This window comes from Actinoplanes rectilineatus (assembly GCF_000962825.1).
Taxonomy (GTDB): Bacteria; Actinomycetota; Actinomycetes; order Mycobacteriales; family Micromonosporaceae; genus Actinoplanes; species Actinoplanes rectilineatus.
This window is the reverse complement of the sequence record NZ_JZKF01000059.1, coordinates 1-26,497: the sequence shown is the minus strand read 5'-3', so window position 1 is coordinate 26,497 and position 26,497 is coordinate 1. Positions and strand designations below refer to the sequence as shown.

Genomic DNA, 26,497 nt, shown 5'->3' with positions numbered 1-26,497 from the left:
GACGGCCCGAGCATGGACGCATGCGAATGGGCGTGACAGGGTTGAATGCCAAAGCGACACTCGGATCGGCGGCGACGGTCCGGCTCGCGACACTGGCCGAGGAGATGGGGTACGCGTCGTGGTGGGCCGGCGAACACGTCGTGGTGCCCAGTCCACGCACGCCGGAGACACCGATGGACCCCACCGATCCGGTCCTGGATCCGCTGGTGCACCTGGCCTACGTGGCGGCGGTGACCACGCGGATCGCCCTGGGCACCGGGATCGTGATCCTGCCGCAGCGCAACCCGCTGGTCCTCGCCAAGCAGGTGGCCAGCCTGGACGTTCTGACCGGTGGACGATTCCGGCTCGGGATCGGTGCCGGCTACCTGGAGCCGGAACTGGCGGCGCTGGGCGTGCCGATGGCCGAACGCGGCTCCCGGACCGACGAGTACCTCGACGCGATGAACACGCTGTGGACGGCGGACCGGCCCGCCTTCGACGGGCGGCACGTGACGTTCGCGGGGATCGACGCGCATCCACGGCCGTCCGGGGTCCGGATCGTGGTGGGCGGGCACAGCCAGGGGGCGCTGCGGCGGGCGGTCAGCCGCGGTCACGCCTGGCTCGGTGTCGGCGACACCCCGGAGGATCTGACCGGGCATCTGGCGCGACTCGCACGCGTGGCCGGTGAGGTGGACCGGCCGGTCCACCTGGGGCGCCTCGAGATCTACTTCCAGTCGATGAGGCCCGTCTCCGCGGGCGACGCCCGCCGTTACGCGGACCTCGGCGTCGACGAGCTGATCGTGTACCCGTTGCCGCTCGACGACGCCGGCGAGGTGGAACGTTTCCTGACGGAACACCGGACGGTGGGCGGGCACTGAGCCCACCCACCGCCAGGAGGTGTCAGGTCAGGACCCGGACGAGGAGGGGATGTACCCGACCACGTCGAGGGTCACATCGGCGGTGCTCGTCGCCGTGTTCAGCACGTTCAGTTTGCCACCGGTGCCCAGGCTCACGTTCAGGGTGGCGCTGCCCGGCTGGTTCGCGGAGTGCGACGCCAGCAGCGTCGACGGGACCGCCGACCCGGTCGGGAAGACCTTCAGGCCGCCCGCCTTCGCCACGTCGTCGACACCGACGTTCACCACGACCGCGTCGACACCGGTCGACGGGATGCCGTTCTTGCCGCCGACGACCACCGGGGTCGAGCTGCCGCCGCCCAGGTTCTGCCCGTTGAGCAGGCGGGTCGGTGTGACCGGCACGAACCCGCCCGTCGGGTAGTAGCCCACCACGTTGGCGGTCAGCTGCGCCGCGCCGGTGGAGGCGTTCTGCAGCAGCACCTTGCCGTCGTTGCCGACCGGCACCGTCAGCCGCTGGGTGACCGACTGACCCGTGTTGTGCAGGTTCGTGACAAGGTTCGGCACGGACCCACCCGATGGGTACGCGATGACACCGCCGTCGCCCTTGGTCTTGTCCGCCGTGACGTCGAGCGTGACCGCGGAGACGCCGGTCGACGGGATGCCGCCCTTGCCGAGGACCGGGACGGTGGCGGTCTTCTTGGCGAGCGTGTCGACCCGGTCGAGCACCTTCGACGCCGTCAACGAGACGAACGGCAGAACGCCCGCGGCCTTCGACAGCAGACGCGTGATGCTGGTGGTGTCGCCGGTACCGGACGCGAACGACACGAGAACCTTGCCGTCCGGCTGCGCGCCGCCGTCGCTGTCGCCGAGCGCCGGCTCGTCCTGGTCGTCGTCGACCTCGACCTCGCCGTTGTCGCCGAACAGCTTGTCGTCGAGGCCCTTGAGCGTGAACCGGTGCACATAGACGTTACTGTCGTCGCCGCAGTCGGCGTTGGAGCCGATCACGTACACGCCGACGCTCGTCGTGAACGACTTCTCACTGGTCGGCGAGCACTTGTGGGCGTCACCGACGGCCAGGCCGGCCAGCCCGAACGAGGTGTCCGGCAGCCCGCTCGGCAGCAGCTTCAGCACGGCCATCCGCTGGGTCAGGCCGGTGAGCAGGCCGTTCACCAGGAAACCGTTGCCCGTCGACTCGACCGAGTCCGGCTTGAACTTGAGCGGCAGGTTCAGGGTGCCGAGCAGCTTGTCCAGCAGGCCGGTGATCCCGTACTTCTTGATGCCGTTCAGGCCGACCGTCAGCACGTTGTCGCCGTTGACGCCGACCGACACCAGGTTCTGGTCCTTGAGGTTGAGCAGGCCGCTCTGCCCCCACGTGTTGTCCAGGGTGCCGCTGGGCGTGACCGCGGTGATCGTGTGCGTCGCCGGGGTGGTGTCCTCGTCGATGCCGTGCACCAGCAGACCGCCGCTCTTGCGGGCCGCCACGTCGAGGATCTTGTCGACCGCCGCGTCCTTGGCGAGCAGCGTCTGCAGCAGGGTCTGCCCGGTCGAGCTCAGCTTGAGCAGGTTGACGCCCTTGTCGTCGTCTCCGCTGCCGACGATCGAGATCGTGCCGTCGACACCGAGCGAGATGTCACCGGCGAACGGCAGCGACACGGTGCCGTTCACGCCGAACGTGGTGTCCTTCGCCCCGTTGGCGGTCAGCCGGGTGAGGCTGGCCTTGCCGTCCTTGGTGGTGGTGAGGATGAGGGCCCGGCCGGTGGAGTCGACCTCGGTGTCTTCCGGGCTGCCCTCGAGCGTCGTGTAACCGCCCGACCCGAAGGTCGAGTCGAGGTTCGGGATGGCCGCGGGCAGACGCGGAGTTTCGGGTACGGCCGCGGCGGGACCAGCAGTCCCGACGATCACCACGGCCGCGGTGGCTGCGGCGGCGCAGAGGCCGCGCATGAGAGGTTCCATGGTCGGAATGATCGAACCGTACGGCCTGCTACCTGCGGATACGTTCGGTCGGTCACTCGTCTGGGTAGAGGTTTGCCGTTGTGTCGGCTTCGGTTGTCGATTCACGTTCGGGATACTTGTCGCCGGGCCTGGCGGACGTCCCTGCTTTCGCCGTCGGCATAACGCGCCGACAGCGGCCGGTTTTCTGCTTGTCAGGGCCGGTTTTCCGTCGGATCTTTCGTCCCGCTGGAGGCAACTCGTGCAACTGATCGGTCTGTTGGGTGGGATGAGCTGGCAGTCGACGGCGGAGTACTACCGCGTCATCAACGAACTGGTCCAAGATCGCGGCGACGGCCTGCACTCGGCCCGGTGCGTGCTCTACTCGGTGGATTTCGCCGCCATCGAGGCGATGCAGTCGGAGGGCCGCTGGGACGACGCGGCGGCCGCGTTGGGCAGCGCGGCGGTCGCGCTGGAGGCGGCGGGGGCCGACTTCATCGTTCTGTGCACGAACACGATGCACAAAGTGGCCGACACCATCCAGGCGGCGACCACGATTCCGTTGCTGCACCTGGCGGACACCACGGCCGCAGCGGTCACATCCCACGGTGTACGCAAAGTGGGCCTGCTCGGCACCCGCTTCACGATGTCGGAGGAGTTCTACCGTGGACGGCTGGCCGCACACGGCTTGGAGGTGATCGTCCCCTCCCCCGACGACCAGCAGGTGGTCAACGACATCATCTACAACGAGCTCTGCCTGGGCGTGACGAAGCCCCAGTCCCGGGCTGATTACCGCACGGTGATCAGCCGTTTGGTGGAGGCCGGAGCCGAGGGCGTCATCTACGGCTGCACCGAGATCGAACTCCTGGTCGACGAGAGCGACAGCCCGGTCCCGGTGTTCCCGACCACCCGCCTCCACTGCGAGGCGGCCGTGAACCGCGCCTTGTCCGCTCCCGCCCTCCGCCGCCCCGAACTCCCCTGACCACGCCCGCAGCCGTCCCCGTCACTGCCCGGCCTCGCCCCTGGCACACTGGCGCCGGGCCCGACGTCATGGGCGTTCAGGGACGGACCAGGCCGCTCTCGTAGGCGACTGCCACCAAATGGGCGCGGTCCCGGACACACAGTTTGCTGACGGCCCGGCCGACGTGAGTGCGGGCGGTAGCCGGACTCATCAGCAGTTGAGCGCCGATCTCCTCGTTGGTCATCCCGGTAGCCACCAGGCAGACCACCTCCCGTTCCCTCGGCGTGAGCACGGAGAGCCGGGCCTCGTCGACCGGGCGGGCCGCAGGCGCGTCCACGAACCCCGCGATGAGCGCCCGCGTAGCCGCCGGCGACAGCAGGGACTCCCCCGCGGCCACCAGGTGTACCGCCTCCCGAAGCCGATCCGGTCGCACATTCTTCGTCAGGAAACCGCAGGCACCGGCCCGCAGCATCCCGAACACGTATGACTCCACCTCGTACGTCGTCAACGCAACGATCCGCACCCCCTTCAATGCCGGATCAGCGGTCACCCGGCGGGTCGCCTCGATGCCGTCCACGAACGGCATCTGAATGTCCATCAGCACCACATCGGGCCGCATCTCACGGATCAGGGCCACCGCTTGCGCACCATCCGGAGCCTCCCCGCACACCGTGATCTCGTCGTCGAGCTCCAGCAGGGTGCGAAAACCGGTACGAATCACCAGGTGGTCGTCCGCCAGCAACACACGGATCACCGTCAGAGTCCCGCCGGAAGATGAGCCGTCACCATGAACCCACCGGCATCCCCGTTGCCCGCAGCGAACCTGCCATGGAGCGCAACAACGCGCTCCCGCATCCCCGCGAGTCCATGACCCGCCGGAGTGCCGCTCGGCAGGTCAGCCCTGCGGCCAGCCGCCGCAGGCCCCGCAAAGCCATCCGTGAGCCCCACCCAGGAACCGCTCGCCGCCCCGCCCTCCGGCCCGCGCCTCGGCCCGTTTCCCGATTCGCCCTCCGATGCGTTCCCCTGCCCGCGCCCGGCCCCGGGATCCGATGCGTTCCCCTGCCCGCGCCCGCGCCCGCGCCCGGTCCCGGTCCCGGTCCCGGGATCCGATCCGTTTCCCGGTTCGCGGTCCGGTTCAGCCGAACGCGAGGTCGCGGATTCGGTTCGAGGATCTGGGGCGTCGGCTCCGGACTCGGTGACGCCCCCGTCGGAAGACCCCCGGCTGTGGTGAGGAACGGAACCGGCCATCGCAACGCCGGTGGCCACCGTGTGACGAGTATCCCGAGAGGCGAAGTCAGTGGCGGAGGAGTAGCCGCCGGAGGTGACCTCGTCGGCAAGAACGGATTGGTCTCGCCGGCCGCCGTGATGCCAGCCGACACCGTTGTCGACGATCCGGATCTCCAGGTCGGAACGCCAGTAGAAGATCTCGACCTGGGCCCTCGATGCCTGGGAATGCCGGATCACGTTGGTGAGCGACTCCTGGATCACCCGGTAGGCGGTGAGCCCCACCGACGGCCGCACATGCCGCTCGTCCCCGCTCACTGTCAGATCCACATCGATCCCCGCCTGCCGTGTCCCCTCCACGAGGATGTGCACGTCGCCGAGCCCGTACACCGGCTCGGTGGTGGAACCGACACGGAGCAGCCTGATCGTGTTGCCCAAGTCCGCGAGGACCTCGTCGCCTGCGGTGCGGATCGCCTCGAGAGCCTCGCGCGCCTTCGGTCGATCGATGTCGAACAGCTCGGCGGCCACGTTGGCCTGGACTCCGACGACCGCGACTCCATGCGCGAGCAGGTCGTGCAGGTCCCTCGCCAAACCGAGTCGTTCCTGCATGGCGCGACGCTCCGACTCGCGTTCGGCCTCACGGACCGCCCGGCGGACGCCCTCGGCCAGCTCGCGGCGCAACTCGAGACGGGCACGCACCGCGTCACCGAGTAGGAGCGATCCGACGAGCAGCGCCGTGTCGGTCAACGAGCCGGGCAACGCGCGCATCATCGACTCCATCTCGACAGCACGGGCCAGGACGCCGGAGAGGGCGACGATCCCGGCGACCACGGAACCGGTCCGCAGGTGGCCGGTGACGGCGGCGGTGAACAACGGAACCGCCAGGGCCAGGAATGGGGAGAAGCCCGGGAAGCCGAAGGAGTAGTAGGTCATGAGCGCCGTCGCCGCGACCAGAAGCACAAGACGCGGGGCTCGGCGACGGACCAGGTTGGGAAGCGCGATGACGAGAGCCAGCAGGAAACCCCAGGGAACAGGGTCGCGCTCTGCGGGGTTACGCACCGCCGCCATAGCCATCAACGTGACCGTCAACGTCATCGCGGTCAGGGTCGTGTCGCCCAGCAGAGGATGGCGCCAGGCGTTGTGCTGCAGGACGCGGTCGGCGAACTCCCGGGCCACCATCAATACGTGCCGGGGAGCCGGACGCCGCGTCGACGGGGCATCGGTTCGTTCCACATCGGGCAGTCTAGGTCGGCTCGGAGGACCCTGCGTACGTTCAGATGCGTACGTGGACTGCGCATCTGAACGGATGTGGAAGGCACGGAACCGCCGATAGTTTTCCCGCCGTGACCGACAAACTCTCCCGGCGTTCCCTTCTCCGGATGGGGCTCGGCGGCGTCACCGGCCTGGCGCTTCCGGCCACCGTGGCGACCGCCGTCGCGGCCCGTCTCGCTCTCGAGGCCGCCCACACCAGCCCGTCCGTGGACCGGTTCGCGGTACCGCTGACCATTCCTCCTGTCCTTACTCCCTACGACGCCGCCGAGCCCACCGACATCTACGAGATCCGGCAGGTCACCGCCGAGGCGGAGATCCTTCCGGGATTGCGGACCCCGGTCTGGACCTACGGCGGCGTCTATCCAGGGCCGACCATCGAGGCTCGGCGCGGCCGGCCGGTGTCCGTTCGCCACCGCAACGAGCTGCCGGTGCCCACAGTCGTCCACCTGCACGGTGGCGTCACACCACCGGACTCCGACGGATACCCGCTCGACCTGGTGCTGCCGCGTGGCGTACACGATTGGCAAGGTCATCACCTCGGTGCCGGCCCGCCTCCCGGAGGCACTGCGGGGGTCGCGCACGGCGAGCGCACCTATCACTACCCGAACGACCAGGCGGCCGCCACGCTCTGGTACCACGATCACCGCTTCGACTTCACCGGGCCGTCCGTCTACCGCGGTCTCGCCGGGTTCTACCTGCTGCGGGACGAGGCCGAGGAGTCGCTGCCGCTGCCACGGGGGCGACGGGAGATCCCGTTGATGATCCAGGACCGCTTCTTCAACGAGGACGGCACCTTCTTCTACCCGTCGCTCGACCCCACCCTGGTCGAGCGGCCGGGGGTGCAGGCGCTCTTCGCCGACGGGGTCCGTGGCGACACGATCCTGGTCAACGGAAAGCCGTGGCCGTTCCTCACCGTCGACGGGGCGCGCTATCGGTTCCGGGTGCTGAACGGTTCCAACGCCAGGGCGTACCGGCTGAGGCTTGATCCCCCACCACCAGGCGGCGGCGGTCTCGTCCAGATCGGCAGTGACGCCGGCCTTCTGCCCCGGCCGATCCCGCTCGACGAGGTCTACATCGGCCCCGGCGAGCGCTATGACGTGATCGTCGACTTCTCGCGGTACTCGGCCGGCAGCCGTGTCGTGCTGGCCAACGGCGATGGTGACGAGCCGACGGCACAGGTCATGCGCTTCGACGTCGGTTCGCGGGCGACCGACGACTCGGTCATTCCGGAAACCCTCGTCGCCGATCTCGAGCCGATGCCGCCGATCGACGCGCCGACCACGCGCTCCTTCGTCTTCACCGGTGGTCAGGGAGGCATCCCGGCGACCATCAACTACCGCACCTTCCAGGCCGATCGCCTGGATGCCTCAGTGCCTCTCGGCGAGACCGAGATCTGGTCGATCAAGGTGGATCCCGAGCATCCGTTCCACCCGCACCTCGGCCACTTCCGGATCCTCGATCGCAACGGGGAGCCGCCCGAGCCTCAGGACTCGGGGTGGAAGGACACGGTACAGATCCGGGCGGGCGTCGTCCGGGTCGCAATCCGCTTCAGCACCTACACCGGCCGCTACGTCCTGCACTGCCACAACCTCGAACACGGAGACATGATGATGATGGCGAACTACGAGGTGATCCCGTGACCGGCATGCGCCGCCTCACTCTCTGGCTCACCTTTGCCGCCGAGATCGGCCATCTCGTCGCCGCGTGGGTCGATGCCCGCGGCTGGCCGCTGATCAGTGGTTTCCACGTGGTGATCGCCTGTTGCTGGGGTCTGCTCTTCGCCGGGCTCCACGAACCCGTTCCCCGAGCCCGGACGATCGGTCGCGCCAGGTTTCTGGCAACGGCTCTCCCGGTGCTCTACCTGCTGAGTCACACCGTCGGCCTGCCGACGTTACTGACGTTCACCCGGCTCCCGGTCGACAAGACCGGCATCGTCGTCACGGCCATCGAGGTGGTCCTGCTGATCGTCCTTCTCCGGCTGCGGCAAGGTTCCCCCGCCGAACCTCGGAAGCCCCGGCAGCCCTACGGTTCCCCGCGATGGGGTCGACCGGATGCTCTGACCGCCGTGTTCGGCGCCGGCTCCGACGACCCGGCTGGAAGGCGCGGTGTCACCGACCTCACTGCCGGCCTCGTGGTTGACCGCGAGGGACGGGAGTCCGACTGTGAACCGCGGGACCTTCAGAAGCGTCCGCCGCGGTCGTCTGCCAAACCGGCAGGTGCAGGACGCAACGGCGTGGGCAGCGGCGTCCCGTTCCCGACATCCCGACAGACCGGGAATGAAGGCACGGCACAGGTTGCTCGGGGACGGTCCTGGGTGTGGGGCGGTGGCGGGTGCGGTGGGCCGCTACGTTCCGAGCCATGATCATGGAAACACGGTGGGTCCGGCTGAGTGCGGTGGCGACCGTTGCGCTGTGTCTGGTGGCGGCATTCGGGATCCGATCGTTCACCGGGACCGGCTCTGGGGTGCTGGCTCAGTCCTCCGGGACATTGCTCTACGCCTCCGTCATCTATGCCGGGCTGGCCTTTCTCTGGCCACGGGCGCGGCCTCTGATCCTCGCCGCCGGCGCGATCGGCTTTTGCTGGGCGGTCGAGCTGTCCCAGTTGACGGGTATCCCCGCCTACCTGTCCGCACGGAGCCTGGCGGCACGGCTGATTCTCGGGAGCCAGTTCGATCTGGTCGACATGGCTTGGTATCCGGTGGGTGTGCTCCCCCTGGCAGTCCTGCACTACTGGCTGATCCGCGCCAAGCGCTGACGGGCCGGCGAGCGGAACAGATGTGACGAGGGCGGGTGAGGGCCGAGGCCAGGACTACGGCTCAGGCGGTGGTCAGTGCTCCGCGGACGAATACGGCTGTGAGACGGCGGAGGGAAGTGATGGCGAATGTGGGGCCGGTGGGGACTATCAGGCGGTCGGCGTCCAGGCCGGTTACGTCGCCGCCCAGGAACCAGCAGTGTCCGCCCGACGTGGTCAGCGGTGCCCCGATGCCACGACCGCGGGCAGCTCCGCCCCGGAGCGTCGTCTCCGATGTGGACCGGATGACATTACGCCGTCGGGGTGGCTACCGGTGTCTCAATTCTGGCTGGCGAGCGGATCGAAGCGGTGGTGTTCGCGTGGCTGCCGGATGGGTCGACTCGGGTGGCTGGACGGGTGGCCGCTGGGCCATGAAGTGGGCTTGAGGTGCGGTTCTGCGGGACGGCCGGTTTCGCGTACCCGGAGGGGAAGTGCGAGTAAGACCTGGCTGGAGCATCGCATGGCATTCAAGGTTCCCTATTGCCCTGGCGGGCCACAGCAGCGAAGCTGTTCGCGGTTACCGGCGAGTAAGCCGGTCCGTCCCCTGAAGGAGTCTGGCTCATGGTTTCCCCGAACCAAACCCCCGAGCCCACCGGAAAGCGCGGGCGTCGCGCGGCGATCATTGCGGGCGGCGCGCTCGCGATGGTGGTCGCGGCGGCCACGCCGGCACTCGCCGCTCCCCCGGCGAAACTGCCCGGCAACGCCGAGGCGATCGAGAGCAAGTGGCAGCCAGCCTACGATTACGACACCGACGGCTGCTATCCCACCCCGGCGATCGGGCCGACCGGCACGGTGAACGGCGGGCTGAACCCGACCGGGTCGCTGAGCGGCGACTGCCACGACACGTCCGACCTGGACAACACCAACGGGTATTCGCGGTACAAGTGCAACAACGGCTGGTGTGCGGTCGCCTATGGTCTCTACTTCGAGAAGGACCAGGCGCTGGCGAACAGTTCGATCGGCGGGCACCGGCACGACTGGGAACACGTGGTCGTGTGGGTCCAGAACGACGTGGCGAAATACGTGGCGACGTCGGCGCACGGCGATTTCTCCGTGTACGCCTCCAGCAGCGTCATCTGGACCGGGAACCACCCGAAGATCGTCTACCACAAGGACGGTGCCAGCACGCACACGTTCCGGCTGGCGAACAGCAACGACGAGCCGCCGGAGAACGGTTACGGCACCTGGCAGTACCCGACCCTGGTCGGCTGGAACGGATATCCCAGCACCGCGATCCGGGACACGCTGAGCAACTACAACTTCGGGAGTGCGAACTTCGGGCTGAAGGACGCCAACTTCGTCAACCTCATCACCGAGGCGATGCCGTCGGGAATCAGTTTCAACCCGTCGGCCTGACCTTCTGGCCGTGCCGGGCCAAATCAGCAAGCGGCCGACGACCACAACCCGCAAAGGGCGGTTTCCAGCTTGATCCGGGCACGATCGACTTCTTTGCGTTGCGATCGATCAGCTACGCGGACGACCACCTGACGAAGTCGGCGGCGCGTTCCTGCCCGGTCTCTTCTGGTGGTCGTGGGCCTCGACGTTGAGCTGCGAGATCACATGATCGTCTGACCACCGGACGGCGTCCCGCGGGCTATACCGCGGGACGCCGCTCGGCACGAAGCTTTCCGGCCAGCGCCTTGACCTGTTCGAACTGGCCGGCCGTCAGGAGGCGCGCGTCCCAGAGCAGGGCTGCGGCCGGGCCGGGTGGCTCGTCGGCACAGTCGATGCCGGTGATCGCCGTGAGATCACGAGATCCGATGTCCAGGAACGCGGCGAAGTGGGTCAGCAGAGCCGGCGTGAGCTGCTTGCCGCCACGCCCGATCACGCCGATAGTCGCCGCGGACAGCATCGGCCCGCCGCCGAGACCGACAAGGCAGTAGGCCGCGGTGAGCCAGGTGAGATTACGGTTGTGGAGCAGGCGCACGAGCAGCCCGCCCGGGCCGGCCGGATAGATCAGGTGGGGTGGCAGCGGTCGCGGCGGGGCAGTCCGGGGCAGTCGCGGCAGAGCGCCGATGAACCGGTGCAGGTCGTCGACGGCGCCGGGCACATGGATGAGTTCCCAGATCACGCCGCGCACAAGACCGAACGCGTCCGGGTCCGCCGGGGCGAGGTCGTCGGGGACCGGCTGGTCGGCGATCAGGAACAGATCGCTGCGGTGCAGTCCGAGTGCAGGCGCGAGCCGGCGCAGCAGGGCGGGTGCAGTCCGTCCGTCACGTTCCGCGGCGATGATCTCGCGTTCCGCGACAAGAGCGAGATCAGCGAGGGTACGGGTGGTGAGTCCTCGAACCGCCATGAGGCGCACAAGACGCTCGCCGAATGAGGTAAGCATCGAAGGCAGGCCCAGCGGTCAGGTGGAGGCGCGGATCAGCAGCTCGGGGCGGACCAGCGCCGGCGGCGGGACCGTCCCGGCCAGCAGGTGCTCGACCTGCGCCACGGCCAGCTCGCCCATCTGGCGCTTGTCGATGTCGATCGTGGTCAGTGGGGGCTCCAGGAATTCGCCCATGGTCAGGCCGTCGAAGCCGACCAGCGCCAGGTCCCCCGGAATCGCCAGGCCCTGACGGCGGGCCGCCCGGTGGGCCCCCATCGCCACCAGGTCGTTGAAGGACAGCACCGCGGTCAGATCGGGACGGTCCCGCCGCAACTGTTCCAGCCCCGCCTCGCCGCCGGCCACGGACTGGTGGACGGACGCCACCGCGTCGGCCGCGACCGGGATGCCGTGTTCCGCCGCCACCGCCAGGAACTGCTCCTTGCGGGCGGGGTCCCGCGCGTCCGGGCAGTCGATCATGCCGATGTGGCGGTGGCCGCGGGCGAGCAGGTGGCTGACGGCGGCCTGCATGCCGGTGCGGATGTCGATGTCGACGGCGGCGAAGGCCGGGTCCTGCGGGCGGCGGCTCATCAGGACCAGGGGCACGCCCTCGATGGCGGCGGCCACCACGTCGTCAGGCTGGTAGAGGTAGCAGATCAGTGCGTCGACCTGGTCGGACAGGGACCGTAGCAGGGCCGGTTCGCGGTCGGCGCTGTACTGGGTGGTGCTGATCAGGGTCTTCCAGCCGCGGCTCTCGGCGGCGTCGATCACCCCGGCGATGATCTCCGGGTAGAACGGGTTGACCACGTTCGCCACGACCAGGCCGACGGTGGTGGTCGCCGGGCGAACCAGGCCGCGACCGAACCGTGACGGACGGTAGCGCAACTGGCGGGCCGCGTCGAGCACCCGGCGACGGGTCTCGGGGTCGATCTCGCCCTTGTCGTTGATGGCGCGGGACACGGTCTGGTGGGAGACGCCGGCGACCCGGGCGACGTCACGGAGCGTCACGCGACGGGCGGCGGTCGGGGCGGTGTCCTGCTCTTCGTTTTCCACGGCCCCTGCATCGTAATCCGTTATCCGGTTGACGAGACGCGGCCCACGATGCACGATGCCGTTAACGGTCACGTTAACGGTAACGGACAGCGCGAGGAGGCGTTATGGACATGTATGCGGCGATCATTGCGGCGCGGATGGCCCGGCGGGAGATGGAGTCGGCGCTCCCGCACGCGGAGGTGGTGCCGCCCCGGCAGAGGTGGACACGGCTGCGGCGGCTGCTACGGGGAGGGGCGGCATCCCCTCCCAACAGCCCGCAGAACGAGCCGGACGACCAGCTGGAAAGCAAGCCGGACGACCAGCCGGACAACCAGCCGGAAGACCGACCGGACGACCAGCCGCCGGAGCAGAAGAACCCGGAACGTCAGGCGGCGGCCACGCGATAGACAGCCCCGGCCTGATCGTCGCTCACGTACAGCGCGCCGTCCGGCCCCTGGACCGCCATCACCGGCCGGCCCCACCGGGACCCGTCCGGAAGCTGGAACCCGGTGAGCAGCGTCTGCTGCGGACCGAGCCCACCGTCGCGCCAGGCGAAGAACGACACCTCCGGCGCGCGCGGCGGCTTGCGGTTCCACGAGCCGTGGATGCCGACCAGCGCCCCGGGGCCGTATCCGCCGCTCAGGCCGGGCGACACGGCGAAGCTCAGGCCGAGCGGCGCCGAGTGCGCGCCCATCCCCTGCTCCACCGGCACGAGTGAACCGCAGTCGAGCTTGGAACCGTCCGGGTTGAGTTGCACGTCGGCGACGTAGGGCCGCTGGGTGTAGCTCAACGGCGAGTCCTTCTCCCCCGGCTGCAGGTCGGGGTCCGGATTGCAGTACGGCCAGCCGAGCTCCCGCCCCGGCGTGAGGCGGGCCAACTGCTCGAACGGGTGGTCGTTGACGTATTCCTGGACGACGTCGCCCCGGTTCCAGGCTCCGTCCTCGTGGGGGTACCCGATGTTGTCGCGGTGGTTGACGGCCGTCCACACCGAGCCCGCCGGGTCGACGGCGAGGCCGGTCCCGTTGCGGACACCGCGGGCGTACGTCGTGGGTTGCCCGCCGCCCGGGGGCACCCGCAGGATCGACGCGCGTTCCGGGGTGGCGTCCCGGTCCTCGACGGACACGTTGCCGGTCGAGCCGACCGACACGTACAACGCGCCGTCGTCGCCGACGGCCACACTCTTCAGGGCGTGCGAGTACGCCCCGCGCAGTTCGGGACTCTTGTCGTCGGGCAGGCCGCCGACGACGACCCGCTTGTCGGTGACCGTGCCGCGCGCGTACCGGAAGGAATCGACCTTGTCGCTCTCGGCGACGAACAGGGTGTCGCCCCGGAAGGCCAGGCCGTGCGGCTGGTTGAGACCGGACACCAGGGTCTGCTGGGTGGCCGCGCCCGCGCCCGGTGTCAGCGCGAGAACGTCACCGTGCTTGGGGCGGGACACCAGCAGTCTGCCGTCCGGGGTCCAGGCCAGCAGCCGGGCGGCGGGCACCCGGGCCCAGACGTCGACCGTCCACCCGGGCGGGGCCTGCAGTGTCCGGGGCTGATCGAAAGGCGTCGTGCCGGTGCCGTCCAGCGGCTGGACCCGGACCGCGGTCAGGGCCGGCACGTCCGCCGCGGAGGGCGCGGTCGAGGGCGGCGGCGCGGTGCCCCGCGGCGCCGAGCCGGCCGGGTCCTCGGAGGAGCAGGCCACCAGGAGACTGATCACACCGGCGGCCGCCGCCGCACGAGAGCCGATTCGCACAGTTCAGCTTTACCCGACAAATCCGTTCTCGGCAAAACTGGCGATGACGACCTCGGCGACCGGGCGCCAGCCGAGGCGGGTGTACAGCAGCTGACCCTCCTCACTGGCGATCAGCAGGCCGTGCACCGAGCCTCGGGCGACCGCCGCGCTGCTCAGCGCCCCCATCACCGCGCTGCCCAGGCCGCGCCGGCGGTGGCCGGGCATGGTCTCGATCCGGTCGGCGACCGCGTCGGCGCCGCTGCACCCGACGGTTCCCCGCGCGCCGAGTAACCCGTCCGTGTCCCGGGCCAGCACCGTGATCACGTCGCCGGCGGCCTCCACCGTGAGGGTGTAGCCGTCGACCGTCGCCGGTGGCCGGGGCAGGGCGAGCAGGTCGGCCGCCATCAGCATCTCGGTGCGTTTGAGGATGGTCAGGCCGGCCGCCTCCAGGTCCACCACGGTCCGATCCGGATCGTGCGAGGCCACCGAGAGCCAGATGACGCCGTTCTCGGTGCGGGCCAGCGAGACCAGCGGGCCGATGCGATCGCTGTCGGTGATCACGTACTCGATGTCGCGGGCGACGTGCAGGCCCGCGACCCGCAACGCGCCACCCACGTCACGGGCCGGGTCCAGGCCACGGGCGACGCCCCAGCCTCGCTGCCAGCGAACCACCAGCTCCGTCAACGCACTCATCGGCACAGTAGATCATCAAGCCCGGACGGGAGGGCACGGAATCCGCGCGGACGTCGATGACGGTCGCTGCGATACGGTCACCGCGTGTATGCTCAGCCTCACCCGATCGAGGAAGGCGGGGCACATGAAAGCGGGGAACATGACCAGTCGCGACACCCCCGTGGTGGGCGGCAGTGTTCTGCTCGACATCACCGACATTCCGCTGGAACGCCTCGCGGAGCTCGAGTCCCCATCCCTGAGCCGGCTCATGGACGAGCTGGTGGCGCAGTCCGAGCAGCCGGAGACGTCGTTCGGCTTCAGCTCCTCGATCTGACCGATGACCGCCGTCCCTGACCGCGAATCGAACCGACCGATGGCCGTCGTCTCTGACCGCGAATCGAGCCGACCGATGGCCGCCCCTTACCGCGAATCGATCTGACCGATGACGGTCGCACCGGCCCGCGAGCTGGTCGTCAAATTCCACGAGCGGTGCAACATCGCCTGCGACCACTGCTACATGTACGAGGCCGCCGACCAGGGCTGGCGTGCCCGTCCGATCCGGATGGCCGCACCGACCGTGGACCGTGCCGCGCAACGGCTCGGCGAACACGCCCGGGCCCACGGGCTCGGCGAGGTCCGGGTGGTCCTGCACGGTGGTGAGCCGCTGCTGGCCGGCGTCGCGGCGATGGAGTCCGCGTTGCGCTCGTTCCGGGACGCCCTGCCGCCGGGGGTCCGCCTCGAGGTGGCCGTGCAGACCAACGGGATCCTGCTGACCGAGTCGTTCCTCGCGCTGTTCCGGGAGCACGGGGTGCGGGTCGGGGTGAGCCTGGACGGCGACCGGGTGGCCAACGACCGGCACCGCCGGTACGCGAACGGCCGCAGCTCGTTCGACGAGGCGCTGGCCGGTGTCGAGCGTCTGCGCCGCCCGGAGAACGCGGCGATCTACGGCGGTCTGCTCTGCACGATCGACCTCGCCAACGACCCGGTCGGCACCTACGAGTCGCTGATCGCGCTCGGGCCGCCGCGGATCGACTTCCTGGTGCCGCACGGCAACTGGGCCCACCCGCCGCCGGGGCTGGCGGATCGTGCCGCTCCACCCGGCGCGGAGCGGCGCACCGGAACGCCCGGCGCGGAGCGGCGCACCGGCACGCCCTACGCGGACTGGCTGATCGCCGTCTTCGACCGCTGGTACGCGGCACCCCGGCTGGAGACCGAGGTCCGGATCCTCGACTCGATCATGGCGTTGCTCTGCGGCGGGGTCAGCCGTACCGAAATGCTCGGGCTGCGGCCGCCGTCCGCGGTCGTGGTGGAGAGCGACGGCACCTACGAGGGCGACGACGCGCTGAAGACCACCGACAGCGGGCCCGCCACCGGCCTGTCGGTGCACACGCACTCCCTCGACGACCTTCTCGCGCACCCGGCGATCGCCGCCGGTCGACGGGGCCTGGAGAGCCTCGGCCCGCAGTGCCGCGCCTGCCCGGTCGTCACCGTCTGTGGCGGCGGCCTGCAGGCGCACCGCTACTCCCCCGGCGCGCCCGGTGGTGACTTCAGCCGGCCCTCGGTGTACTGCGAGGACCTGTTCGCCCTGATCGGACACGTCCGGCAGCGGCTCGCCGCCGATCTGCTCGGTCTCCGCCGATGACCGATCCGGCACTGCGGGTCTCACGGGCGCAGCTCGACGAGATCGCCTCCGGGACGCCCGGACCGGAGACCCTGGACCTGCTGCTCACCGGGCAGGCCGCCCTGCGCCGGCTGCTGCTGCTCGCGGTGCGGCGACGGCTGGGCGCGGCGGCCGATCCGGCGTTCACACTGCTCGGCACGGCTGCGGTGGCGGCTCGTACCCCGGTGGAGGAGATCGTCACCCGGCCGTTCGCGCACGCGTGGGCGACCCGCGTGCTCGCCGCCGATCCGGAGCGGGCGCGGGCCGCTCTGGACGCGCTGGCGACCGCCGCCGCGATCCGGGCCGGACTGGAAGTGGACACCGCGCTCACGGCCGCCGGCGGCGAACTGTTCCTGCCCGGGGTGGGCCGGCTCGACGCACTGCACTGCACCACGGTCACGGTCCGGCAGAACGGTGCCGGCACGGACTTCGGCTGCCCGCACCCGGGCGCGTCACCACCGCGGCGGCACCCCGCACGCACGGTCACCGTCGAGGACGGATGGACGATCGGCGTGGAGGACCTGGAGCCGGGGCGGGACAGCCTGGGAGCGCCGCGAACCCTGTCGCCCGGTGCGCTGCGCGACGCCGAGGACCTGCTCCGCGAGGCCTGGGCGATCATCCGCCGGCATCATCGGGGGTACGCCCCGGCGGTGCGCGCGCTGTTCCGGTCGGTCGCGCCGTTGACCGCCGCGGGCACCGGCGCCACGAGTTCGTCGTCGCCGCTCGCGGCCGGCTGCGTCGCGATGGATCTCGCGGTGCCCGCGCCGACCGCGGCCATGCTGATCATCCACGAGGTGCAGCACTCCCTGCTCGCGGCGGCCGAGGACCTGGTCCCGTTCTGCACCGGGCCGGCCGTCGAGCGGTACCGCGCACCGTGGAAGCCGGTGCCCCGGCCGGCGCCGGCCATGCTCCAGGGTGTGTACGCGCACGCCTCGGTGATCGACTACTGGGCGGCGCGGGCGGGTGCGGCGCCGGACGACCGTGAGGCGTGGTGGCAGTTCGCGTACCTGCGGGAGGTGACCACGCCGGCGATCCGGGCGCTGCGGTCGTCCACCGAGCTCACCGGCGCGGGGCGGCGGCTGCTCGACGGCCTGCTCGCGCGGGCGGACGGCTGGGCCGATGTCGCGGTGCCGGCGGCGGTGGCGGGACTCGCGCGGCGGACCGGGCGGGTCGAGGCGGTTCGCTGGCGACTCGGCAACCTGCGCGCGGTGGACGGGGAGGCGGCGCGCGTCGCGGCCGCGTACACCAGCAGTGAGAAAAGACCCGCCCTGGCCGGACCGGTGCTCGCGGCCCGGCCACCCACCCGGCCGGATCCGCCCGGCGGGATCGTCGCGCGGCTGCACGCCGCGGGCTCGGGCCGCACATCCACCGCGCCCGGCGGCACCGCGGAGGCCGAACTCGCCCGCGCCCGGCAGGCGGTGCTCGACCGGCCGGACGACGACGAGGCGTGGCTGGCTCTCGCCGCCGCGCACCCGGCGGTCGCGCTGACCGAACGCCCCGACCTGGTACGGGCGGTCTTCGCGCTCCTGGCCGGCGGAGGAACCGACGGAGGAACCGACGGGAGAACCTCGCCGGACGATCTGGCCACCTGGCTGTCGGCCAGATGGCACCAGGAGCATGCCGCAGCGTGGTGACACGCACCGTGACGGTCACTACTATCGGCGTAGATCGATCGCGACGACGGCGGGAGATGGTCGCGTGGGATGGACCGCAGGCCCATGACCCCACGGAAACGGGGCGACGACACGGCCGAACCGGTGTTCTTCTTCAGCTACGCCCGGCCGGCGCGGCTGCCGGCGAGCACCGGGCTCGAGGCCGACCCGGCCAAGGAGGTCAACCGGTTCTTCGCGGATCTGACCAACAAGGTCAACCAGTTGGTGCCGGTGCCGGCCGGCGGTGACGTCGGGTTCATGGACCGCCGGCTCGAGTCCGGTGTGGACTGGCACGACGAACTGTTCCGCAACCTCAGCGGCTGCCGGGTCTTCGTCGCCCTGCTCTCCGCGCAGTACGTCGGTGTCAGCAGATGGTGTGTGATGGAGTGGGACTACTTCTCCCGCCGGGAGGTCCGGTCCCGCCCCGGTTCGCCGTCCCGGCCGCACGCCACCGCGATCATCCCGGTGCTGTGGGCCCCGGTGATGTCGCGGATGCCCTCTACCGTGCGAAGGGTGCAGCAGTTCAGCCCGTCGGTGGAACGCCTCAGGCCGATGTACGAGTCCGAGGGAGTGCTGGGGATGCAGAGTCTCGACGAGAGTGCCTACGCCGCGCTCGTCTGGATCCTGGCCCGCGAGATCCAGAACCGCTGGGCCCATCTGGAGGTGGCCCCCTCCGCCCGCCGGACCACCCGGGGGCTGCTCCGCTCCTTCCAGGACGGTGCCTGATGACCCTGCCCGGCAGCTTCTACTTCTTCATGAGTTACGCCGAGGTGCCCCCGGTGCCGATGCTGCCCGCCGGGGAGCCGGCCACCCGCGACCCGCTCGTCGACACGTTCTTCGCCGACCTGATGGGCGTGGTGCAGCGGCTGGCCCGGGCCGGGGCGCGGCACGTCGGCCTCTACGACCGGACGCTGTCCTCCGGCACCGGCTGGCGTGACACCCTGCGTGCCCTGGGCCAGGCCGAGGTGCTGGTCCCGCTCTACTCCCCGCGATACGTGGCCAGCGCCTGGGCCACCGAGGAGCACTACTCGTTCCAGAAACGCCTCGAGGCCGCGCACGCCGATCCGGCCCGGCACATCCAGCCGGTGCTGTGGATGCCGTTCCCGGACGGCGTCGACCCGGCCCAGTATGGCCTGAGCCTCGAGGAGGACGTGCCGCAGTACAAGACGCTCGGTCTGGGCGCGCTCTGCGACGCGGGACGGCTGGACCGGACGCCGGACCCGGAGTACCGGCAGGCGTACGAGAAGATCGTCGAACGGATCGCCCGGCGCATCGTGGACGCCGCCGAACAGTCCCCGATCGGGCCGTCGGCGCCGCCGCCCGAGCCGCCCGGCTCCGGGATCGCCCCGTCCGCCGCCGACCTGCTCATCGTGGTGCACACGGCACCCGGATCGACGGCCCGGACCTGGACGCCGTACGCCGACGCCGGCCGGACCCCGGTCGCCGGGCAGGCCCTCGCGGTGGCCCAGCGGCTGGACGTGGTCGCCGCGATCAGCACCCTGCGCGAGGCGGTCCGGCTGTGGCGGCACCGGCCCGCGGTGCTGCTGGTGGACGTCTGGCTGCTCGACGACGACGAGCGGGCCGCCGGCCTGGCGGAGATCCTGCACGGGCTGCCCCGCTGGGTGACGCCGCTGCTGATCGCCGACGCCGGCGACCGGGTACACGCCACGCGCGTCGCGGAGTTGCGCGACCGGGCGCTCGCTATGCTCGGCGGCGCCGCCGACCCGGCGACCTCCGTGGCCGGCAGCGCCGACGACTTCGTGAAGATCATGCCGGTCCTGGTCAGTCAGGCCCGGAGCCGCTACCTGCATGAGCTGCCCCGCACCTTCCCGAGCCGGCCCCGGCTGGGAGTGGCCGAGCCCCGGCACATGCCCGCACAAGGCGAGGACCGATGACCGCAGAGCCAACTGGCAAGATCGTCACGTTCTACTCGTTCAAGGGCGGGACCGGCCGCACCATGGCACTGGCCAACGTGGCCTGGATCCTGGCCGCCAACGGCCGCCGGGTGCTCGCCGTCGACTGGGACCTGGAGTCGCCCGGACTGCACCGCTACTTCTCGCCGTTCCTGAGCCGTGAGGAGATCGAACACAGCCGCGGCATCATCGGCATGATCCAGAACTTCCAGAACGCGATGGCCCGGCACGACTCGCGCACGCCCGACGTGGACGTCGCGGCGTACGCCCGGCTGGAGGGCCAGGTCCTCCCGCTCACCTGGGACTCGTTCGGTGCGGGCGGGCGTCTCGACCTGCTCTCGGCCGGCAAGATCAGCAAGGATTACGCCACCGTCCTCGCCGGTCTCAACTGGGACGACTTCTACGAGAAGCACGCCGGCGGCCTGTTCCTCGACGCGCTGCGCGCCGAGATGAAACAGCAGTACGACTACGTCCTGATCGACAGCCGCACCGGGTACAGCGACGTCGCCGACGTGTGCACCATCCACCTGCCGGACGTCCTCGTCGACTGCTTCACCCTCAACGAGCAGGGCATCGAGGGCGCCGCCACGGTCGCCCGCCAGGTCGAGGACCACCGCCGCAACATCCGGATCCTGCCGGTGCCGATGCGGCTCGACGCGGCCGAGCGTACCAAGATGGACGCCGGGCGGGCCTTCGCCAAACAGCGGTTCGAGGGGCTGCCCGCCGCGCCGGACCAGGAGACCCGGGACCGCTACTGGGAACGCGTCTTCGTCCCGTACCAGGCGTATTACAACTTCGAGGAGCGCCTGGCCACCTTCGGCGACCAGCCCGGTTCGCAGAACACCATGCTGGCGGCGTACGAGACGCTGACCGCCGAACTCACCGACCACGCCGTCACCACCTTCCCCCGGCTCGACCCGGAACTCCGGGTGCAGATCAACGACCAGTTCGAGCGGCGCCTGACGGTCGCCGAGACGAGCGTCGCGCTGCGCTACGCCGCCGGTGACCGGGTCTGGGCCGAATGGATCACCCACGTCCTCGAGCAGGCCGGTGTCCAGGTCAGCGACCCGGTCGCCGACCCGGCCACCGACACCACCGGCATCCGGGACCTGCTGATCGTGTCGAACCGCTCGGAGGCCGACCCGGACCTGCGGCTCACCGCGGCCAACCAGATCCGGCCCACCGCGCTGGCGGTCTGCCTCACCGAGGCGATCCGGGCGCCGCAACTGACCGGCCGGCGGGCGATCTTCCTCGCGGGCCTCGGCGAGGAGACCGCGGTCCGGGCGGTGCTGCGGCTGGTCGGACGGCCCGACTCGCTCTCCGCCGAGCCGTACACCGGCAGCCGCTACCCCGCCGACGAGCCGTACGTGTCCAACCTGGAAGCCCGCAACCAGCGGTTCACCGGCCGCGAGGACGACCTGGTCAACCTGCGGCGGCAACTGCGGGTCAACCGTTCGGCGGTGCTGGCCGGCACGGCGACCGTCGCGCTGCAGGGCATGGGCGGCATCGGCAAGACCCAGATCGCCCTCGAGTACGCGCACCGCTACCGCACCGCGTACGACGTGGTCTGGTGGGTGACCGCGGAGCCGGTCACCTTCGTCGACAGCCAGCTCGCCGACCTGGCACCCCGGCTGCGGCTGCCGACGGTCACCACCAGCCCGGCGATGGAGAACGCCCGGACCGTGCTGGACGCCCTGGTCCGCGGCACGCCCTACAAGCGGTGGCTGCTCGTCTACGACAACGCCGAGGACCCGGACCGGCTCACCCAGTTCCTGCCGCAGGGCGGCTCCGGCCACGTGCTGATCACCTCGCGGACCCCGGCCTGGGGCGGCCAGGCCACCACCGTCCCGGTCGACGTGTTCGCCCGCGAGGAGAGCATCGAACACTTCCGCAACCGGGTCGCCACGATCAGCCGGGCCGAGGCGAACCAGCTCGCCGACCTGCTCGGCGACCTGCCGATCGCGGTCGCCGCGGCCGCCGCGCTGCTCGCCGACGCCGAGTACACCGTGCCCTACCTCGTGGACGCGATCGAACGCAGCGGACCGCACAGTATCCCGCTACCCGGCCAGCAGGCGCCCGAGGAGGTCCGCGCCCAGTCGGTCCAGGCGGTCTGGGAGGCCTCCCTGACCCGGCTGCAGGACCGGTCGCCGGCCGCGTACCGGCTGCTGCAGCTCTGCGCGATGATGGACACCTCGATCGCGCTCGACTTCATCTACAGCGACGAGCTCACCGAGGCGCTCATCCCGGTCGACTCCACGCTGCGCGAACGGATGGTCCGCGGCCGCCTGGTCCAGGAACTCAACCGGCTCGCCCTGGTCCGCACCGACCGGCAGCCCGGCGAGCGCGGCGGCCGCATCACCGTGCACCGGGTGGTGCAGACCGTGGTCCAGTCCAAGATGACCGCCGAGGAACTCAAGGAGACCCGGCACCACGTCCACCTGGCGCTGGCCCGGTTCCGGCCCGGCGGCGAGGTCGACGACCCGGGCACCTGGTCCACCTTCCGGATGCTCTGGCCGCACCTGGAACTCTCCCAGGCCGTCGAGTGCCGCGACGAGTCGGTCCGTCAGCTGCTCATCGACCGGGTCCGCTACCTGTGGCAGGTGGGCGACCTGAACCGCGGGCGGGAACGCGCACGGCGTACCGAACAGGTGTGGCAGACCCGGCTCAAGGAACTGGAGGCGGTCACCCCGGTCGACGAGCAGGAGATCGCATCCCGCCGCCGGCAGCTGCTGCACCTGCAGTTCAACAAGGCCAACCTGGTCCGCAGCCTCGGCGACTTCAGGGAGTCCCGGTCGATCGACGAGGCCGTGCTCGCCGAGCAGGAGGCCCTGCTCGGCCGGGACCACCCGCTGACCCTGGCCACCGCGAGCAGCCTCGGCGGTGACCTGCGCAGCCTCGGGCAGTACCAAGAGGCGCTGGAACGGGACAAGGAGACGTACGCCGCCTGGCAGGACGTGTTCGGCGAGGACCACCCGCGGACCCTGGCCAGCCTGAACAACCTGGCCACGTCGTACCGGCTGATCGGCGACTACACCGAGGCGCTGAAACTCGACGAACGTGCCGCCCGCGGCCGGCGGACCGTGCTCGGCGACCGGCACCCGTCCACGTTGCAGTCGATGGGCCACATCGGCCGCGACCGGCGCGAGGGCGGCGACTACCACGGCTCGGTGATCATCCTGCGGGACGTGGCCCGGATGTTCGCCGAGGAGCTCGGCGAGGAGTCCCGGGAGGCACTGAACGCCAACGCCAACCTGGCCATCTCACTGCGCAGCGTCGGCCGGGAGAGCGAGGCGAAAGATCTCCTCGACAACGCGTACGGGCTCCTCAGCGAAAGTTTCCCGACGGCGCCGGACACCCTGGCCTGCCGGCTGAGCCGTGCCGTGACGCTGCTCGGCACCGCCGACGAGCAGGCCCACGAGGAACTCGTCCAGGTGCACGAGGCGTTCAAGACCGACCTCGGCCCGAAGCACCCGCACACCGTCGTCTGCGTGAACGACCTGGCGATGGCGTTGCTGGCGACCGGGTCGGTGGAGGTGGCCCGGGCGCTGGCCGAGGACGCCGTCCGGGACTTCGCCACGGTGACCGGTCAGGACCATCCGTACGTGGTGGCCGCCGAGACCAACCTGGCGGTCTGCGTCGCCGAGTCCGGGCAGCCGGCCAGGGCGGTCGAGATCCTGCTGCGGGCCTCGCGGCGGGCGGCCCGGGTGCTCGGCGAATCGCACCCGGACACGCTGAGCATCTACGCCAACCTGGCACTGCTGGAGGACGAACCGCCGGGGCGGAACGGGCGGCTGACGTCGCTGCTCGAAAGACTGTCCGCTCTGCTCGGCGAGAGCCACCCGACGCTGACCGTCCTCAAACAGGGTCGCCTGCTGCGCCGGGTGATCGACCCTCTGCCGTTCTGACCAGCAGCAGGGTTTTGCCCAGCGCGGTCCGGTCCTCCACCGCGCGGTGCGCGTCGGCGGCACGCTCCAGCGGGAAGGTCTGTCCGATCACCGGCCGGACCGTCCCGGCCGCCGCGTGCGCCAGGATCTCGGTCGCCCACCGCCGCATGTGGGCGCGAAAGTCGAAGAGCTGTTCGATCCCGATCACCTGGATGCCCCGCTCCCGGGCCTGGGCGGCGTCGATGGCGGTGACGTCGCCGCTGGAGGCGCCGTGGACGGAGAACCGGCCGCCGCGGGCCGTCACCTCGAACGCGGCCCGCCCGATCCGGCCGCCGACACCGTCGAACACGACACTCGGGCCCTTCGCCTCGAACACCCGCTCGGCCCAGCCGGGCTCCGCGTAGTCGACGACGGCGTCGGCACCGAGCCCCCGCACCACCTCCAGCTTCCTCGGCCCGCGGGCCGCGCCGGCCACCTGGGCGCCCGCCGCGAGACAGAGCTGCACCAGCAGCGTGCCCAGACCACCGGCCGCGGCCTCCACCAGCACCCGGTCGCCGGCCACGATCCCGGCACGCTCGACGAGGCCCTGCGCGGTGCTGCCGTCGCTGTACAGCGCGGCCGCCTCCGCCAGGCTCACCCCGTCCGGCACCGGGAACAGGTCCTCTTCGGCCGCCACGGCACGCTCGGCGAAGCCGCCGGTGTCCCCGGTCATGGTGACCACCCGCCGGCCGCGCCAGGCCGGGTCGACCCGTTCCCCCACCGTGGTCACCACGCCGGCGACCAGGCCGCCGGGCACGTACGGCAGTGGGGGGCGTTCGTGCCACCTGTCCACGCCCCGCCGGATCTGCGTCTCGACGAACGTCATGCCCGCGACCGCCACGTCGACCACCACCTGGCCGGGGCCCGCATCCGGTTCCGGGGCGTCGCCCGGAACCATCGACTCGGGTCCCCCGAATTCCGTCACGCGTACTACTCGCACTCGCTCACTCCATCCGTTCGCCGGCACCACGAAGGATCGTGAAACATCAAGCGGGGTTGAGGTCAACCGCGCCGTGATCGAGTTCCCCGCCGTGATCGAGTTCCCCGCCGTAATCGAGTCCCCGCCGCGGTCCCTTCCGGCCACGAACGACACGGCCGACGGGGATCGGCGCAGACCGCCCGGCGCAGACCGCCCGGCCCGGCCACCGGCCCGGACCTCCTCGCCGGAAACGCCGCCCGTCAGTGCGAACCGGGCACCATCGGGACCGCGGCAAGACGGCCCGGGCGTGCTGGGCGGGTCACACCGCTGCGGAGAGTTCCTCGCCGGGGATCTCCTGGTGGGGACGGTCGTCGACGCCGGCCAGCCACGTCAGCACGCTCGGCAGGACACCCATCGCCGCGAAGTGGCCGCGGCCGCTCTGCAGCTCGAGCACGGCGCCGGGGATGTTGCGGGCCAGCCAGCGGGCGTGGGCCGGCGGGGCGAAGTTGTCCTGCTCGCCGTGCCAGATGTAGACCGGGACGCGGATATCACCGACGGCGAATCCCCAGTCGCGGCGCATGGCGAGCACGTCGTCGATCCAGCCGTGCGGGCCCTGGCTGACCGCCTCGTCGTAGGAGTCGACGAGCAGCCGCTGGATGGCCGCCTCCTGGACGACCCGCCGGTCGGCCGGTGCCATCTCGGTCAGCAGCTGGTCGAGCAGGCTGTTCGGGTCGGCGGCGGTGCGGTTGGCCCGCCACCGGAGGCGTTCGCTGATGCCGGAGTTGTCGGGGTCGGCTGCCGGAATGAAGGCGGCCACGTTGTCGTCGGTCATGCCGGCGCCGAAGTCCAGGTCGGGGGCGTGCGGGGCCATGCCGACCAGGGTCGCGGCGCGGTGCACCATGTCCGGCAGCAGCGCCGCGCAGGCCAGGGCGTGCGGGCCGCCACCGGAGCGGCCGACCACCGAGAAGCGGTCCAGTCCCAGGTCCTGGGCGATGTCGGCGACGTCGGCGGCAGCGTCCGCGACGCGGCGGCCCGGCTGGGGTGTCGACCGGCCGTAACCCGGGCGGTCGTAGGAGATCAGCAGGATGCCACGCCGGTAGAGGACACTGGCGCGGGGCAGCGGCCCGGTGCGGCTGCCCGGGGTGCCGTGGAACAGGAAGACGGGCCAGCCGTTCTCGGCGCCCGTGGCGTTGACGGCGAGGATCCGGTCGTCCCGGGTCTTCACGTCACGACCGCCCACCCGACGTCGGGACACCGGCACCTCCTGACGCGGTCGCTCCATCGGCGATCCCTCGTACCCTACTCGTCGCAAGGCTCCGAGCAAGAAATCTTGACGGTATTACCCCGTATTGTCCATAGGACAGCACTCTCGTGTCCGGACGATGATCGTCCGCCGCATCCTATCCAGACACCTTTCGCAGTCAGGGTCTGCCTCTGTGGTGATTTCGGGCGCCCAGCACGCCCGAAATCAACACACCACCACGGGCGTGGTGACTTGGGGCGCCTAACGCGCCCGTAATCAACACACCACCACGGGCGTGATGACTTCGGGCGCCCAGCACACCCGTAATCAACACACCACCACGGGCGTGGTGACTTCAGGCGCCCAGCACACCCGTAATCAACACACCACCACGGGCGTGATGACTTCAGGCGCCCAGCACACCCGTAATCAACACACCACCACGGGCG

At 70.7% G+C, this 26,497-nt stretch carries 21 protein-coding genes; 12 read left to right on the top strand and 9 right to left on the bottom strand.

The features are described from left to right. The first annotated feature begins 32 nt into the window (after window positions 1-32). Window positions 33-857, top strand: a complete 825-nt coding sequence (locus tag WH85_RS32560; RefSeq protein ID WP_211275516.1) for a TIGR03619 family F420-dependent LLM class oxidoreductase — start codon at window positions 33-35, stop codon at window positions 855-857. A 27-nt stretch (window positions 858-884) separates the two neighbouring features. Here the strand turns inward: WH85_RS32560 and WH85_RS32555 are convergent, their stop codons facing one another. Beyond that, entirely contained in the window at window positions 885-2,786 is a 1,902-nt protein-coding gene (locus tag WH85_RS32555) for a hypothetical protein (RefSeq protein ID WP_157411354.1), read from the bottom strand. Window positions 2,787-3,024: 238 nt separating this feature from the next. On the opposite strand from WH85_RS32555, the gene WH85_RS32550 reads away from it, so the two are divergent. Then, the gene (locus tag WH85_RS32550; protein WP_045745905.1) at window positions 3,025-3,744 is read left to right on the top strand and encodes an aspartate/glutamate racemase family protein; all 720 of its coding nucleotides are present in this window, start codon (window positions 3,025-3,027) and stop codon (window positions 3,742-3,744) included. A 76-nt stretch (window positions 3,745-3,820) separates the two neighbouring features. Here WH85_RS32550 and WH85_RS32545 read toward each other — a convergent pair whose 3' ends face one another. Together WH85_RS32545 and WH85_RS47625 are read right to left on the bottom strand one after the other, a co-directional pair. After that, on the bottom strand, window positions 3,821-4,477 hold the full coding sequence (locus WH85_RS32545) for a response regulator (RefSeq protein ID WP_045745904.1): 657 nt from the start codon (window positions 4,475-4,477) through the stop codon (window positions 3,821-3,823). A gap of 2 nt (window positions 4,478-4,479) precedes the next feature. Beyond that, the gene (locus WH85_RS47625; RefSeq protein ID WP_157411353.1) at window positions 4,480-6,180 is read right to left on the bottom strand and encodes a histidine kinase; all 1,701 of its coding nucleotides are present in this window, start codon (window positions 6,178-6,180) and stop codon (window positions 4,480-4,482) included. A gap of 110 nt (window positions 6,181-6,290) precedes the next feature. Here WH85_RS47625 and WH85_RS32535 point away from each other — a divergent pair, with 110 nt between their 5' ends. From WH85_RS32535 to WH85_RS32520, 3 genes are all read left to right on the top strand, one after another. Then, entirely contained in the window at window positions 6,291-7,859 is a 1,569-nt protein-coding gene (locus WH85_RS32535; RefSeq protein ID WP_045745903.1) for a multicopper oxidase family protein, read from the top strand. Between the two features lie 718 nt (window positions 7,860-8,577). After that, the gene (locus tag WH85_RS32525; protein WP_045745901.1) at window positions 8,578-8,973 is read left to right on the top strand and encodes a ribosomal maturation YjgA family protein; all 396 of its coding nucleotides are present in this window, start codon (window positions 8,578-8,580) and stop codon (window positions 8,971-8,973) included. 597 nt (window positions 8,974-9,570) lie between these two features. Then, window positions 9,571-10,365 carry an NPP1 family protein gene (locus WH85_RS32520; protein WP_045745900.1) on the top strand — a complete coding sequence of 265 codons (795 nt, stop codon included), beginning with the start codon at window positions 9,571-9,573 and terminating at the stop codon, window positions 10,363-10,365. A 238-nt stretch (window positions 10,366-10,603) separates the two neighbouring features. On the opposite strand, the gene WH85_RS50890 is transcribed toward WH85_RS32520, so the two are convergent. Together WH85_RS50890 and WH85_RS32510 are read right to left on the bottom strand one after the other, a co-directional pair. Continuing rightward, window positions 10,604-11,305, bottom strand: a complete 702-nt coding sequence (locus WH85_RS50890; protein ID WP_157411352.1) for an XRE family transcriptional regulator — start codon at window positions 11,303-11,305, stop codon at window positions 10,604-10,606. A 54-nt stretch (window positions 11,306-11,359) separates the two neighbouring features. Next, window positions 11,360-12,370, bottom strand: a complete 1,011-nt coding sequence (locus WH85_RS32510) for a LacI family DNA-binding transcriptional regulator (RefSeq protein ID WP_045745899.1) — start codon at window positions 12,368-12,370, stop codon at window positions 11,360-11,362. Window positions 12,371-12,474: 104 nt separating this feature from the next. Between WH85_RS32510 and WH85_RS32505 the strand changes: the two genes are divergently transcribed. After that, window positions 12,475-12,756, top strand: coding sequence for a hypothetical protein (locus WH85_RS32505; protein ID WP_157411351.1), 282 nt, complete (start codon window positions 12,475-12,477; stop codon window positions 12,754-12,756). On the opposite strand, the gene WH85_RS32500 is transcribed toward WH85_RS32505, so the two are convergent. Beyond that, window positions 12,735-14,087: a PQQ-dependent sugar dehydrogenase gene (locus WH85_RS32500; RefSeq protein WP_063775565.1), complete on the bottom strand. Its 1,353-nt coding sequence runs from the start codon at window positions 14,085-14,087 to the stop codon at window positions 12,735-12,737. The two genes, WH85_RS32505 and WH85_RS32500, sit on opposite strands and share 22 nt — an antisense overlap. 9 nt (window positions 14,088-14,096) lie before the next feature. Then, window positions 14,097-14,759 (bottom strand): GNAT family N-acetyltransferase, encoded by a 663-nt coding sequence (locus WH85_RS32495; protein WP_045745897.1) that lies wholly within the window; start codon window positions 14,757-14,759, stop codon window positions 14,097-14,099. Window positions 14,760-14,898: 139 nt separating this feature from the next. Between WH85_RS32495 and fxsA the strand changes: the two genes are divergently transcribed. From fxsA to fxsT, 6 genes are all read left to right on the top strand, one after another. Continuing rightward, window positions 14,899-15,072, top strand: a complete 174-nt coding sequence (gene fxsA, locus WH85_RS48255) for an FxSxx-COOH cyclophane-containing RiPP peptide (protein ID WP_063775564.1) — start codon at window positions 14,899-14,901, stop codon at window positions 15,070-15,072. A gap of 108 nt (window positions 15,073-15,180) precedes the next feature. Then, complete coding sequence (locus WH85_RS32490; protein WP_045745896.1) at window positions 15,181-16,380, top strand: FxsB family cyclophane-forming radical SAM/SPASM peptide maturase; 1,200 nt, start codon at window positions 15,181-15,183, stop codon at window positions 16,378-16,380. Further along, on the top strand, window positions 16,377-18,032 hold the full coding sequence (locus tag WH85_RS32485; RefSeq protein WP_045745895.1) for an aKG-HExxH-type peptide beta-hydroxylase: 1,656 nt from the start codon (window positions 16,377-16,379) through the stop codon (window positions 18,030-18,032). Before WH85_RS32490 ends, WH85_RS32485 begins: the two co-directional genes overlap by 4 nt. Window positions 18,033-18,116: 84 nt before the next feature. Then, on the top strand, window positions 18,117-18,776 hold the full coding sequence (locus WH85_RS32480; protein WP_045745894.1) for a TIR-like protein FxsC: 660 nt from the start codon (window positions 18,117-18,119) through the stop codon (window positions 18,774-18,776). Continuing rightward, complete coding sequence (locus WH85_RS32475; RefSeq protein ID WP_045745893.1) at window positions 18,776-19,945, top strand: hypothetical protein; 1,170 nt, start codon at window positions 18,776-18,778, stop codon at window positions 19,943-19,945. Before WH85_RS32480 ends, WH85_RS32475 begins: the two co-directional genes overlap by 1 nt. Continuing rightward, on the top strand, window positions 19,942-23,868 hold the full coding sequence (gene fxsT, locus WH85_RS32470; protein ID WP_045745892.1) for an FxSxx-COOH system tetratricopeptide repeat protein: 3,927 nt from the start codon (window positions 19,942-19,944) through the stop codon (window positions 23,866-23,868). The genes WH85_RS32475 and fxsT overlap by 4 nt, the downstream gene beginning before the upstream one ends. Here the strand turns inward: fxsT and WH85_RS32465 are convergent. Together WH85_RS32465 and WH85_RS32460 are read right to left on the bottom strand one after the other, a co-directional pair. Then, window positions 23,819-24,811 (bottom strand): zinc-binding dehydrogenase, encoded by a 993-nt coding sequence (locus WH85_RS32465; RefSeq protein ID WP_245674187.1) that lies wholly within the window; start codon window positions 24,809-24,811, stop codon window positions 23,819-23,821. The two genes, fxsT and WH85_RS32465, sit on opposite strands and share 50 nt — an antisense overlap. 313 nt (window positions 24,812-25,124) lie before the next feature. Further along, complete coding sequence (locus tag WH85_RS32460; RefSeq protein WP_045745928.1) at window positions 25,125-26,060, bottom strand: alpha/beta fold hydrolase; 936 nt, start codon at window positions 26,058-26,060, stop codon at window positions 25,125-25,127. Between the last annotated feature and the right edge of the window lie 437 nt (window positions 26,061-26,497).